Here is a 12,496-nt window from a genome sequence, read left to right on the forward strand (position 1 = left end):
CGGCCCGCGGCGGATGTCTCGACCGCGGACCGCATCGGGCGCAATCAGTCGGGTGCCGGGCGCGCGCGGCGCGCTCGGATCGGGCGGCGTGGCGTTCCTCGAACCCGATGCGCACCCGGCCGAATCGCGGAGCGTCGCGCGGCGGAGCCCTGAGCCCGCCCGTGTCGGTGGCCCGGGTTCGGACCGGACAGATGGCAGGAGCCGGTCGCGCACGGGGCGCGTCCGATGCGAACAGGCAGGGTGCTCGTGATCGAAAGTCTCGTCGCGTTCTCGGTGCGGTATCGGTGGCTCGTGATCGCCTTCACGGCGTTCCTCACGGTCGCGAGCCTCGGAGTCGCGGCGCACCTGTTCCGAATCAACACCGACGTCGAGCGGCTGATCGACCCGAAGGAGCCGTGGCGGCAGGACGAGATCAATTTCGAGAAGGCGTTCCCGCAGCGCAGCAACACCATCGTCGCGGTCATCAACGGCGAGACGCCGGAGGAGACCGAGGAGGCGGCCGCCAACCTCGCCAAGGCGCTCACGGCGCACAAGAACCTGATCGAGACGGTCTACCGGCCCGACGGCGGCCCGTTCTTCAACAAGAACGGCCTGCTGCTGATGTCGCAGGCGGACCTCGACAAGACCCTGGAGGCGCTGACCCAGCAGCAGGGTCTGCTCGGGCCGCTCGCCGCCGACCCGTCGCTGCGGGGCATCATGCGGGTGCTGACGCTCGGCGCGCGCGGCGTGAAGAGCGGCGAGGCCAAGATCGAGGATCTCGAGAAGCCCATGGGGCAGATCGACGCCACCCTGCAGAAGGTGCTGGCGGGTCAGCGGGCGCGCCTGTCCTGGCAGGAGCTCCTCTCGGGGGGTGAGACCAGCGTCACCGACAAGATGAAGTTCGTGGTGATCCAGCCGGTCCTCGACTTCAACGCCCTGGAGCCCGGCTACCAGGCGACCAAGCTGATCCGCAACGTCGCCAAGGATCTCGGGATCGACGCCCAGAACGGCCTGCGGATGCGCCTGACCGGCACGGTGGCCGTGGCGGACGAGGAGTTCGCGACGCTGTCGGAGGATGCCGGCCTCAACAACAGCATCATCGTCGGCGCGATCGTGCTGTTCCTGTGGCTGGCCCTGCGCTCGGGCAAGCTCGTCGGCGCGGTGATCATCACCACCTTCGCGGGCCTCGTGGTCACGGCCGCCCTGGGCCTCATCATGGTCAAGGAGCTAAACCCGATCTCGGTGGCCTTCGCGGCCCTGTTCGTCGGGCTCGGCATCGATTTCGGCATCCAGTTCTCGGTGCGCTACCGGGCCGACCGCTACGAGCAGCCGACGCTGGAGAGCGCGATCCGCGCCGCCGCCCGGGGCGTCGGCTGGTCGCTGACGCTCGCCGCGGTGTCGCTGGTGGCGGGCTTCTTCGCCTTCCTGCCCACGGCCTTCCGCGGCGTGTCGGAGCTGGGCCTGATCGCCGGCGTCGGCATGATCGTGGCCTTCCTGTTCTCGCTGATCCTGCTGCCGGCCCTGATCGCGGTGTTCAAGCCGGTGGGCGAGAAGGCCGCGGTCCAGACCGAGTGGCTCGTCGGCGTCGACCCGTGGATCATCCGGCACCGCAAGCCGATCCTGATCGGCGTCGGCGTCCTGACCCTGGCCGGCGCGCCGCTCCTCTGGCACCTGCCGTTCGACTCGAACCCGATGCACCTGCGCAGCGCCAAGACGCAGTCCATCGCGACCTATCTGGACCTGATCAAGAATCCCGAGACCAGCCCGAACTTCATCGACGTGCTGGCGCCCAGCGTCGCGGAGGTGCCGTCGCTGTCGAAGACGCTCCTGGCCCTGCCGGTCACCGCCTCGGTCAACAGCATCGACACCTTCGTGCCGCGGGATCAGGACAAGAAGCTGGCCCAGATCGCCGACACGGCCCAGCTGCTCGATCCGGTGCTCAATCCCGGCCGCCGGCCGCCGCCGCCGACCGACGCCGACAACGTCAAGGCGCTCAAGGACGCCGCCGCGGCGCTCAACGGCCTCTCGGCCGACGCCAAGGGCGACGCGAAGGGCGCCCAGGAGGCCAAGCAGCTCGCCGGCACCCTGGACAAGCTCGCCGCCGGCCCGGTGCAGATGCGCGAGGCGGCCTCGGTGGCGCTCACCAAGGATCTGGTGCCGCTGCTCGCCCGCCTGCGCGACCTGCTGCATCCCGAGAAGATCACGCTGGACAACCTGCCGCCTCAGTTGAAGGCCGACTGGGTGGCGGCGGACGGACGGGCGCGCATCGAGGTTCACCCGAAGGGCGACTCGAACGACGACACCGTGCTCCGCCGGTTCTCGGACGAGGTCCTGAAGGTCGCCCCGCACGCGACCGGCGCGCCGGTGGCCACCACGCAGTCGAGCTACACGATCCTGGGCGCCTTCGTGCAGGCGGCGGTGACGGCCTTCGTGCTGATCTTCGTCATCCTCTCGGTCGCCCTGCGCAAGCCGTGGGACGTGGCGATGACCCTCGGCCCGCTGGTGATCGCGACCCTGTGGACGCTGATGGCGATGCGCATCGTCGGCATGCCGCTGAACTTCGCCAACATCATCGCCCTGCCGCTGATGCTCGCGGTCGGCGTGGCGTTCCACATCTACTACGTGATCGCGTGGCGGGCGGGCGTGACCGACATGCTCGCCTCCAGCCTCACCCGGGCGATCTTCTTCTCGGCGCTGACCACGGGCAGCGCCTTCGGGTCGCTGGTCCTGTCGAGCCATCCGGGCACGGCCAGCATGGGCAAGCTGCTGGCGCTGTCGCTGTTCTTCACCCTGGTGGCGGCGTTCTTCGTGGTTCCGGCGACCCTCGGCGAGCCGCCGGAGCAGCCCGACGAGGATCGTCCGGAAGCCGAGAAGGCGGCCGGTGCGGCCCTGCGCAAGTCCGCCCCGCACCAGGATCCGGTGCCCGCCAAGTAGAAGCCGAGCAGCGCCGGCCGGTCGCGGCCGGCGCTTCGGAGAGCCTCAGAGGACCTTCTCGAAGAAGTGGTCCGGATAGGGATCGTCGTTGAAGCGGTCGATCTCCACCCAGCCCGACCGCCGGTAGAGCGCCAGGGCCTCGGGGAGGGCGCTGTTGGTGTCGAGCCGCAGCGTCCGGATCCCGAGGTCGCGGGCGGCGGCCTCGGCTTCCCGCATCAGCCGCTTGGCGAGGCCCAGCCCGCGGGCCGCGGGATCGATCCAGAGCCGCTTGATCTCCGCGACCGCGCCGCCGCCCCCCTTGAGCCCGACGCATCCGACCGGCAGCCCGTCGGCGCTCGCGAGCAGGAACACGCCGCGCGGCCGCACCATGGCGGCGGCCTCCGGGTCGCACGACAGGGCGACGTCGAACCCGCCGGCAAACCGGGTCGCGAGCTCGGCGTAGTAGGCGGCGAGGCAGGCGCGGGCGCCCGCGTCGGTCGGGTCGGCCTCCCGGATCGCGATGGCGTCGCGGCCGAGGGCCAGGGCGATCCGGTCCATGGCGTGCAACAGCGCGTCCACCTGCGGTGCGCGCTCCAGCAGGGCGACGGCGCGGGCATCCGACAGCGCCTCGTAGGCCGCGAACTCGCGCCGCCCGGCCTCGGTCAGGGAGGCGACCCGGCGGCGGGCATCCGCGGGATGCGGCGCGGTCGCCACCAGCCCCTCCTCCTCCAGGCTCCGCAGGAGACGGCTCATCAGGCCGGAATCGAGACCGAGATAGGCGCGGATCTCGCCGATCTCCGCGCGGCCCGCGCCGATGGCGTTCAGGACCCGCGCCGCACCCAGAGGACGGCCGCGACCGAGGAACGAGGAATCGAGCGCGCCGACCTCGGCGGTGACCGCGCGGGCGAAGCGGCGGACGCGGGCGATCTCGGCAGGCTCCATGTTATCTGACTAAAGTCAGATAACGACCTGGGTCAACCGAGGAAGTCGGAGAACCCGCCGCGGACGGCGCCCGACACGTCGGCGGCCGACCGGGATGCGGGGGCGATCAGGGCGTCGCGCTCGTCGGCGTAGCGGTAGCCTGGCGCCTCGCCGGGGAAGCCGCCGGCGGTGGCCGGGTGGGTGTAGAGCTCGGTCAGGCCGTCCGGAAGTTCGGCCAGCAGGGCCGCGACACGGGCGGGCGTCATGGCGCCGGACCACGCGAGGCCGAGGGTGCGGTCGGGGATCAGCAGCCCGGCCTGCCGGGCGCGGACGGCGAGCAGCGCCGCCCAGGGCGCGATGTCGAGGGCGGCTCGCGGCCGCGCGCCGGGCTCGGCGCGGCGCAGGATCTCGCGCGGCTCCCGCGGCACCCGCAGGGCGCGCATCCCGAAATCGCGGCCGACGCGCAGCACCGCCCCGGCGATCAGCGGGTGAACGTGGAAGTGCTTGTGGGCGTTGACGTGGTCCAGCGGCAGGCCGGTGGCCCGGTAGGCCTCGAACTGCGCCCGGATCTCGGCGGCGAGCTGGCGCCGGGCCGCCGGCCTGCGGGCGAAGTCGAGGCCGAGGCGGGCCATGTCGGCCCGCATCAGGCCGGCCTCGTCCGTCAGGTCGGGAAGCTGTTCCGCCGGCAGGGTCGGCCACGCCTCCACGAGGACGAGGTGCAGCCCGACCCGCAGGGACGGCATCCGCCGGGCCCGCGCCACGGCGTCGGCGGCGGCCGGCGCCGAGACCATCAGGCTCGCCGCCGTGAGGATCCCGTCGCGATGGGCCTGCTCGACGGCCTCGTTGACCTCGGGGCTCAGCCCGAAATCATCCGCGGTGACGACCAGACGCTTCACGGTAACCTCGTAACGGGTGTCGAGAGGGCTCGCCCTCTCGCGGGTCCAGGGCGGAGCCCTGGAAGAGGGGCGGGGCTCTCCCCCGCTCCCCGCCGGGGCCGCAGGCCCCGGACCCCTGACTTCAGGCCGCCTTGGCGGTGCCCTGACGCTCCTTGAGGAAGCGGTAGAACTCGACGCCCTCGCGCAGGCGGCGCTTCATCATGTCGGGCGAGCGCACCATCTCGCTGACGATCGAGGCGATCTTCGGCGCCCGGAAGTAGAACTTCTTGTAGAACTCCTCGACCGAAGTGAAGATCTCGGTGTGGGAGAGGTGCGGGTAGTGCAGCGGCGCGACCTGCACGCCGTTCTCGTCGACGAGCTCGGCGTTCTCGATGTCGAGCCAGCCGTTCTCCACCGCCTGCTTGTACAGGAAGGTGCCCGGGTAGGGCGCCGCCAGCGAGACCTGGATCGTGTGCGGGTTGATCCGCTTGGCGAAGTTGATCGTCTCCTGGATCGTCTCCTTCGTCTCGCCCGGCAGGCCGAGGATGAAGGTGCCGTGGATGGCGATGCCGAGGTCGTGGCAATCCTTGGTGAACTTCTCGGCGACCTCGACCCGCATGCCCTTCTTGATGTTGTGCAGGATCTGCTGGTTGCCGGACTCGTAGCCGACCAGCAGCAGGCGCAGGCCGTTCTCCTTGAGCACCTTTAGGGTCTCGCGCGGCACGTTCGCCTTGGCGTTGCACGACCACGTGACGCCGAGCTTGCCGAGTTCGCGGGCGATCTCCTCCGCGCGCGGCAGGTTGTCGGTGAAGGTGTCGTCGTCGAAAAAGAACTCCTTGGTTTGCGGGAACTCCTTCAGGCAGTACTTGATCTCCTCGATCACGTGCGCGACCGAGCGGGTGCGGTAGGTGTGGCCGCCGACCGTCTGCGGCCAGAGGCAGAAGGTGCAGCGGCTCTTGCAGCCCCGGCCCGAATAGAACGAGATGTAGGGGTGCTTCAGGTAACCGATGAAGTACTTCTCCATCTCCAGGTCGCGCTTGTAGACGCTGGTGACGAAGGGCAGCTGGTCCATGTCGGTCATGATCTCGCGGTCCTCGTTGTGGACCACGACACCGTTGGCGTCGCGATAGGACAGCCCCTTGATCTCCGACATCGGGACGCCCTCGGCGACTTCCTTGACGGTGAAGTCGAACTCGTTGCGGGCGCAGAAATCGACCACCGGGGCCTGGGCCATCGCGCCGGCGGCGTCGACCGCGACCTTGGCGCCGATCAGGCCGGCGATGAGCTTCGGGTTGGCGGCCTTGAGCGCCTCGATCGTCTTCACGTCGGACTTGAAGGATGGCACCGAGGTGTGGAGCACGACGAGGTCGAAGTCGTTGGCCTGGGCCACGATCTCGGCGAGCTTGATGTTGTGCGGCGGCGCGTCGATCAGCTTCGAGTTCGGCACCAGGGCGGCCGGCTGGGCCAGCCAGGTCGGGTACCAGAACGACTTGATCTCGCGCTTGGCCTGGTAACGGGAGCCGGCACCGCCGTCGAAACCGTCGAAGGTGGGGGCCTGGAGGAAGAGCGTGCGCATGGGGTTCAAGGCCTCAGGGCAATGCCAGGGGGAGGGCGGAGGACGAGGAAGCCGGGTTCAGCGGAGCGGCGCGCCGGCATCGCGGCCGAGTTCGGCGTCCGGGATCAGGGTGCCATCCGCAACCACGTGATAATCGTGACCTTTCCATGTCACCGCCCCCGACACGAAGGCCCAGGAGAAGTTCAGGAAGGAGAGGATGTCGCGGATCGGCAACAGTCCGTAGGGGTGCGGGGCGAGGCCGAAGGCCCGCTCCAGCTGCCGGCAGAGCAGCACGCGGCTCGCCAGCGCCGCGGCGGCGACCCAGAGGGCGCCGGTGCCGGCGCCGGGCAGGAGCGCGCCCAGCAGGGCGAGCGGGAAGGCGTGGGTGACGATCGAGCCGGCGTAGCCCGCCGGGTCGACGGTGCGAATCGTCCGGTTCCAGCGCAGCTCGTGCCGCCACAGGCCGGAGAGATCGGTGTCGACGCTGGTGTGGCCGATCGTGAAGCTCGGGATCACCACCCGGCCGCCGAGGCCGCGCAGGGCGGCGCCGATGGCGTAATCGTCCGCCAGATCGTTGCGGAAGGTGCGGAAGCCGCCGACCGCCTCCAGGCTCGCCCGGGTGAAGGCCACGGTGGAGCCGAAGCAGGGCTTCGCCAGACCGAGGCTCAGGCCCATCACGACGTTGGGCAGGAAGTGGGTGTCGATCGCGAGCGTCGAGAGCTGGTCGTACAGGCCCCGGAAGGCCGGGACCCCGTGGTACAGGCAGGTGACGCCGGTGACGCCGTCCTGGGACAGCTCCGCGACGAGGCGCTCGAGGTAGTCGGGCCCCACCACCATGTCGCTGTCGGCCAGCACCACCACGTCGTGGGCGATGGCCTCGGCCATGTTGATCAGGTTCGAGACCTTGCGGTTCGACCCGTGCTGCCGGCCGTCGATCACGAGGTCGATGCGGGCCTCGGGATAGGCCTGCTGCAGGCGCTCGACCACGCCGATCGCGGGATCGGTGGGCTTCTGGACGCCGAACAGGACCTGGACCGGCCCGGCGTAGTCCTGGCGCAGCACGGTCTCGAGATTCGCGTAGAGATTGGGCTCGAGGCCGCAGAGCGGCTTCAGCACGGTCACGGAGGGCCGCGTCGCGCCGGCGGGCAGCACCGGCGGGCGGCGGCCCGCGTAGCGGCCCGCGCAGATGGCGGCGGCCAGCCCGTAGACGCAGCCCGCCGCCGCCAGGATCAGGCAGAGCAGCGAGAGCCACGAGAGGCCGAGCAGCGCCAGGGAGGAGACATCCATCCGGTCGGATCCATGCGATCGTCCGGCCGCCGAGGCGGCGATGGCCGCGAACGGCCGGTTCAGGTCGGCGCAGGCGCCGGCGCCGCTCAGGGCGTCGGCTTGGCCGCGAGCATGCCGTCGGCCCGCGCCCGGAGGAACTTCACGACGCCGTCGGCGCCCCCGGACTTCAGCGGCGCCGACAGGGCGTTCCGCTGCGCGGCGATCTCGCTGACGTCGCCGTTGAGCAAGACGTCCTGGATGCGGTTGTCGGCGTTGACGACGAAGTCCACGGCGGAATCGTCGCCGTCCGCGGCGGTGACGCGGGTCGGCACCACGCGCTGGGCGCCCCGCTCCTCGACCTTCGGGGTCACGTCGAACTTGCCGCCGGCGGCGCGGGCCAGGCGGTTGGCGTAGGTCACGGTCAGGCTGCGCTTGAAGGCGTCGATCACCGCCGCCTGCTGCTCCGGGGTGAAGCTCGACCATTTCGAGCCCACCGCGACGCGGGTCATGGCGGGGAAGTCGAACGCCTTGTCGAGCGCGGGGCCGACGGCCTCGACCCGGGCCGGCAGGGGGCCGGGCCCGTCCTTCAGCGCAGCCGAGAAGGCGGCGTAGAGGTCGCGCACGGTCTGAACGGCCGGATCGTCCGCGGCCCATGACGGGGCCGGGACGAGCAGGGTCAGGGCCAGGGGTGCGGCGATGAGGGCGGCCGCGAGCCGGCGGGTCAGGCGCACTTCTTCAACTCCTCGCCGTCGCCGAGCCGCGCCCCCATGCGCGGCGGAGCGTAGCTGTAGAACGGGCCGAGGGTGGCGGGCTGCGCGACCCTCTTGGCCTTGCGCCCGGCCTCCGGCTCAGGCTCGCGCTCCTCTTCCTCGGGCGTCTCGGACCGGAGCCTGGACTCGATCCGGTGCCAGAGCAGGAGGCTCGGGAGCCCGACGCCGAGATCGGCGAAGCGCTTGACCAGCGACAGGGCGAGCGCCGCCTCGGCCGGGATATTGAACAGGCCGCACAGGGCGATCAGTCCGCCCTCCTGCGCGCCCAGGGCGCCGGGCACCGCGAAGGCCGCGCCGCGCACGGCCTGGGCGAGGCTCTCGATCATGAGCGCCTGCGCGAAGTCGATCGGGTAGCCCATGAACCGCAGGCAGACATAGACCTCGAGCGTGCCGATCACCCAGCCGGCGAGGTGGACCACCAGGGCCAACGCGAAGCGACCGTGGTTGCCGTAGAGCCGGCGCAGGCTGTCGTAGAGCTGGTCGATGGCGCCGAAGGCCCGCCACTCGCGCCCGGAGGCGAAGCGGCTGAGCAGCGCCTGGATCAGGCGATGACCGGCCTTGCGCTGGATCAGGTAGAAGGCGCCGAGCGCCGGGACCGCTAGGGCCAGCCCGCCCTCGACCGTGTGGGCGATCGGTCCGTCACCGGAGATCAGGACCAGCAGGGCGAGGCCGGCCACCGTGAACAGGAGCTGCGTCAGCGCCTGGGTCATCAGGTCGACGAACATGCTGGCGCCCGCGAGCGCGCCCGGAACGTTGCGCTTCGACAGGAGGCGGGCGCCGACGAAGTCACCGCCGACGGTGGCGACGGGCAGCAGCGTGTTGATGCCCTCGCGGACGAAGCGGAGCGAGATGCAGTCGGCGAGCTTGGTCGCGCCGGCGGGGAACACGACGTACCAGCCGAGCCCCGCCCAGGCGACGGCCACGAAGCGCGCGAGCACCACCAGGGCGGCGCCCCAGCCGGCGCTCACGACGGCGGCCGACACATCCTCCAGGCCGGAGGACATGAACAGGCCGACGACCGTGCACAGACCGGCGATCGAGGCCAAGGTCGTCAGGCGCTTCATTGTCGTCTTTCAAGCTCGCGTAAGGCTTGATGCGGGAAATCGGTCACGGTCGCGGCAGAAATAGGTCCATCGGCCCGGGAACGTTTCTGTCACGTTGCAGCACGGATTAGCGGTGTCTATCACCCGTTTGACACACCGAGGGCCAAAGCGGCGGCGGGGCGGAGAAGCCCGCGCAGAAGGCCGCGGCACGTCGCAGAAGGGGCACACGTCATGGAGCGCGAATCACCGATCACGGCCCTGGAGGCCGTGACCGACGACACGCATGCGGGCGGCTTTCCGGGCGGGACCGGACCGGGCGTGCCGGCTCCCCAGTCGCCGGTGATGGCCTGGAACGAGTGGGATCCGCTGGAGGAGGTCATCGTCGGCTCGCTCGACGGCGCCACGATCCCGACTCACCACCTGACGGTGATCTTCAACCTGCCGCGCGCCGCGCAGCCGTTCTACCGGCTGGCGAGCGGCTGGAAGTATCCGAAGTTCATGAAGAAGCTCGCCCAGGCCGAGCTCGACAACTTCATCACCATCCTGGCCGGCGAGGGCGTGAAGGTCCGCCGTCCCGACGCGGTGGACTTCTCGAAGAAGTTCAAGGCGCCGCGCTGGTCCTCCCGCGGCTTCTGCGTCGCCTGCCCGCGCGACCCGTACCTCGTGATCGGCGATGAGATCATCGAGAGCCCGATGTGCTGGCGCTCGCGCTACTTCGAGGGCGACGCCTACCGGTCGCTGTTCAAGGAGTACTTCCGCGCCGGCGCCCGCTGGACCTCCGCGCCGCGGCCCCAGCTGACCGACGACCTCTACAACTACGATTACCGGGTGCCGAACCTGAAGGCCGGCGAGCCCATGCAGTTCACGGTCAACGAGTTCGAGCCGGTCTTCGACGCCGCCGACTTCGTCCGCTGCGGCCGCGACCTGTTCGTGACCCGCTCCAACGTGACCAACCTGATGGGCATCGAGTGGCTGCGCCGCCACCTCGGCCCGGGCTTCCGCATCCACGAGATCGAGAGCCGCTGCCCGCAGCCGATGCACATCGACTCGTCGTTCATGCCGCTCGCCCCCGGCAAGGTGCTGGTGAACCCGGACTACGTCGACGTCGAGAAGCTGCCGGCCGTGCTCAAGAAGTGGGACGTGCTGGTCGCCCCGCGCCCCGACCCGGTCGAGGGCTTCATGAGCAAGATCTCGATGTGCTCGCCCTGGACCTCGATCAACGTCCTGGCGATCACCGAGAAGAAGATCGTCGTCGACCAGAGCCAGCCGACGCTGATCAAGGCCCTGAAGGACTGGGGCTTCGACCCGATCCCGGCGCCGTTCCTCAGCTACGGCCCGTTCGGCGGCTCGTTCCACTGCGCGACCCTCGACGTCCGCCGCCGGGGCGTGCTGAAGTCCTACTTCTAGGATCAAGGCGCCGGGCACGCCGTCGTCCCGGGGCGCCGCGAGCGCCCCGGGACGATGGAGGACGGCGCGCGGGCGCCTAGCGCGCCGCGATCCCGGCGATCAGCGCCGTGTTGAACCCCTCCGGATCCGACATCTGCGGCGCGTGGCCGAGATCCGGGAACTCCACGAGCCGCGCGCCCGGGATGGCCCTGGCGCCCGCCTTGCCGAGCTCGGGATAGTTGCCGAGGCTCGCCCGCACCTCCGGCGGCGCGAGGTCCTTGCCGATCGCCGTGTTGTCCTTCTGACCGATCAGGAGCAGCGTCGGCACCGCGATCTGCGGGAACCGGTAGACCACCGGCTGGGTGAGGATCATGTCGTAGAGCAGGGCCGAGTCCCAGGCGACCGCCTCCTTGCCGGGGCCGCCGTTGAGGCCCGCGAGCATCGTGACCCAGGGCTCGTAGCGGGGCTCCCAGGCGCCGGCGTAGTAGGTCGCCGTCTCGTAGGCCCGGATCGAGGCCGCCGTCACCTTCAGCTCGCGCTGGTACCACTGCTCCACCGAGGTCGGCGGCACGCCCTTGGCGGCCCAGTCCTCCAGGCCGATCGGGTTGACCAGCACGAGCTGCGCCACCGCCTTCGGGTAGAGCAGGGCGTAGTGGGCGGCCAGCATGCCGCCCGTGGAGTGGCCGACCAGGATCGGGCGCTCGATCCCGAGCTTGTCCAGGAGCGCGCGGGTGTTCTCGGCGAGCTGCCGGAAGGTGAACTGGTAGGCCTGCGGCTTGCTCGACTTGCAGAAGCCGATCTGGTCCGGCGCGATGACCCGGTACCCGGCGGCGCTGAGCGCCCGGATCTGGCTCTCCCAGGTGGCGGCGCAGAAGTTCTTGCCGTGCAGGAGCACGGCGGTCCGGCCGTTCGGCGTCGCCGGCCGGACGTCGAGATAGGCCATCTGCAGCGGCTGGCGCTGCGACGTGAACGGGAACCGCTCCACCGGGAACGGGTAGGCGAAGCCCTCGAGTTCGGGCCCGTAGGTCGGCTGCTGGGGCGGCTCTGCGGAAGCGGGTCCGGCCGGCACCAGGGCCAGCAGGACGGAAGCGAGGAGGGTTCGAAGCATGGCCGCGTCGGAGCCTGATCTGCGAGCGGCGTGCGGCGCCGCGCCGCCCGCTCAGATCGGTCATCCGGGTGTCCCTGTCCACGCCCCGCGGAGCGCCGCGGCTTCGCGCCCGCCGCAGGGCGCGCTATCTCCCGGGCGCGCTATATGCCGGGCGCGACCGTCTCCCGCCGCGGATGTCCCGATGCTGCGCCTCACCACCCTGACCGCCCTCGCCGGCGCGCTCCTCCTCGGGCCGGCCCCGGCCCGGGCGGCGGATGCCTGCGACGTCCTCGCCGCGCGGGTGATCCGCACCACCGGTGCCTCCCTGGCCGGCCGGGCCGGCCCCGTCGCGGTGTTCCGGGCGCAGGATGCCGAGCGGTTGAGCCTCGATTGCCGCGCCCCCGCCCGCATCACCGTGGCCTCCCGCGAGCGCGAGCCGGCGCCGGCCTACTTCGTCCTGATCGGCCGCGCCGCGCAGGCGCTCGCCGGGGCGGACGCCGCCGCGGTCGAGGTGCTGGCGCTCAACCTCCACCAGGCCAGCCTGCTGGCCGATGCCCCGCGCCGGGGTGGCGCCGGCCGGATCCTGATGCTGTGCGAGACCGGCCCGCGCGCGGACGCCCTCCGAGACGACCGCACGGTCTGTCGGGTCGCGCCCCGGCCCGGGCTTTCGCGGATCCGCCGCGCGGGCTAGACCGGCCGGC

General features: G+C 71.0%; 10 protein-coding genes. 3 read left to right on the forward strand and 7 right to left on the reverse strand.

All coding sequences use genetic code 11. The features are described from left to right. The first annotated feature begins 246 nt into the window (after positions 1-246). A complete protein-coding gene (locus ACLBYB_RS27030) occupies positions 247-2,913 on the forward strand; it encodes an MMPL family transporter (protein WP_447700652.1) in 2,667 nt (888 codons plus the stop codon). A 45-nt stretch (positions 2,914-2,958) separates the two neighbouring features. Here the strand turns inward: ACLBYB_RS27030 and ACLBYB_RS27035 are convergent, their stop codons facing one another. The 6 genes from ACLBYB_RS27035 to ACLBYB_RS27060 all read right to left on the reverse strand — a co-directional run bounded on the left by ACLBYB_RS27035 (position 2,959) and on the right by ACLBYB_RS27060 (position 9,343). Continuing rightward, positions 2,959-3,834 (reverse strand): bifunctional helix-turn-helix transcriptional regulator/GNAT family N-acetyltransferase, encoded by an 876-nt coding sequence (locus tag ACLBYB_RS27035; protein WP_447700626.1) that lies wholly within the window; start codon positions 3,832-3,834, stop codon positions 2,959-2,961. Between the two features lie 32 nt (positions 3,835-3,866). After that, positions 3,867-4,709, reverse strand: a complete 843-nt coding sequence (hpnK, locus tag ACLBYB_RS27040) for a hopanoid biosynthesis-associated protein HpnK (protein WP_447700627.1) — start codon at positions 4,707-4,709, stop codon at positions 3,867-3,869. Positions 4,710-4,830: 121 nt separating this feature from the next. Then, positions 4,831-6,264 carry a hopanoid biosynthesis associated radical SAM protein HpnJ gene (gene hpnJ, locus ACLBYB_RS27045; protein WP_076729250.1) on the reverse strand — a complete coding sequence of 478 codons (1,434 nt, stop codon included), beginning with the start codon at positions 6,262-6,264 and terminating at the stop codon, positions 4,831-4,833. Between the two features lie 57 nt (positions 6,265-6,321). Continuing rightward, complete coding sequence (hpnI, locus tag ACLBYB_RS27050) at positions 6,322-7,530, reverse strand: bacteriohopanetetrol glucosamine biosynthesis glycosyltransferase HpnI (protein WP_447683430.1); 1,209 nt, start codon at positions 7,528-7,530, stop codon at positions 6,322-6,324. A gap of 86 nt (positions 7,531-7,616) precedes the next feature. Then, complete coding sequence (locus ACLBYB_RS27055) at positions 7,617-8,240, reverse strand: MlaC/ttg2D family ABC transporter substrate-binding protein (protein ID WP_132366808.1); 624 nt, start codon at positions 8,238-8,240, stop codon at positions 7,617-7,619. Then, positions 8,231-9,343 (reverse strand): flippase-like domain-containing protein, encoded by a 1,113-nt coding sequence (locus ACLBYB_RS27060; protein WP_091980928.1) that lies wholly within the window; start codon positions 9,341-9,343, stop codon positions 8,231-8,233. Before ACLBYB_RS27060 ends, ACLBYB_RS27055 begins: the two co-directional genes overlap by 10 nt. A gap of 210 nt (positions 9,344-9,553) precedes the next feature. Here ACLBYB_RS27060 and ACLBYB_RS27065 point away from each other — a divergent pair, with 210 nt between their 5' ends. Beyond that, on the forward strand, positions 9,554-10,729 hold the full coding sequence (locus tag ACLBYB_RS27065) for an amidinotransferase (RefSeq protein ID WP_020095308.1): 1,176 nt from the start codon (positions 9,554-9,556) through the stop codon (positions 10,727-10,729). Positions 10,730-10,805: 76 nt separating this feature from the next. Here the strand turns inward: ACLBYB_RS27065 and ACLBYB_RS27070 are convergent, their stop codons facing one another. Further along, a complete protein-coding gene (locus tag ACLBYB_RS27070; RefSeq protein ID WP_447700628.1) occupies positions 10,806-11,816 on the reverse strand; it encodes an alpha/beta fold hydrolase in 1,011 nt (336 codons plus the stop codon). A gap of 181 nt (positions 11,817-11,997) precedes the next feature. Between ACLBYB_RS27070 and ACLBYB_RS27075 the strand changes: the two genes are divergently transcribed. Next, positions 11,998-12,486 carry a hypothetical protein gene (locus ACLBYB_RS27075; RefSeq protein WP_020095310.1) on the forward strand — a complete coding sequence of 163 codons (489 nt, stop codon included), beginning with the start codon at positions 11,998-12,000 and terminating at the stop codon, positions 12,484-12,486. The last annotated feature ends 10 nt before the right edge of the window (positions 12,487-12,496 follow it).

The organism is Methylobacterium sp. D54C (assembly GCF_053345595.1).

Excerpts from the sequence above, each read along its gene's own strand:
- hpnJ (WP_076729250.1), bottom strand. The coding sequence starts at position 6,264 with ATGCGCACGCTCTTCCTCCAGGCCCCCACCTTCGACGGTTTCGACGGC.
- ACLBYB_RS27075 (WP_020095310.1), top strand. The coding sequence starts at position 11,998 with ATGCTGCGCCTCACCACCCTGACCGCCCTCGCCGGCGCGCTCCTCCTC.
- ACLBYB_RS27070 (WP_447700628.1), bottom strand. The coding sequence starts at position 11,816 with ATGCTTCGAACCCTCCTCGCTTCCGTCCTGCTGGCCCTGGTGCCGGCC.
- hpnI (WP_447683430.1), bottom strand. The coding sequence starts at position 7,530 with ATGGATGTCTCCTCCCTGGCGCTGCTCGGCCTCTCGTGGCTCTCGCTG.
- ACLBYB_RS27060 (WP_091980928.1), bottom strand. The coding sequence starts at position 9,343 with ATGAAGCGCCTGACGACCTTGGCCTCGATCGCCGGTCTGTGCACGGTC.
- ACLBYB_RS27035 (WP_447700626.1), bottom strand. The coding sequence starts at position 3,834 with ATGGAGCCTGCCGAGATCGCCCGCGTCCGCCGCTTCGCCCGCGCGGTC.
- ACLBYB_RS27065 (WP_020095308.1), top strand. The coding sequence starts at position 9,554 with ATGGAGCGCGAATCACCGATCACGGCCCTGGAGGCCGTGACCGACGAC.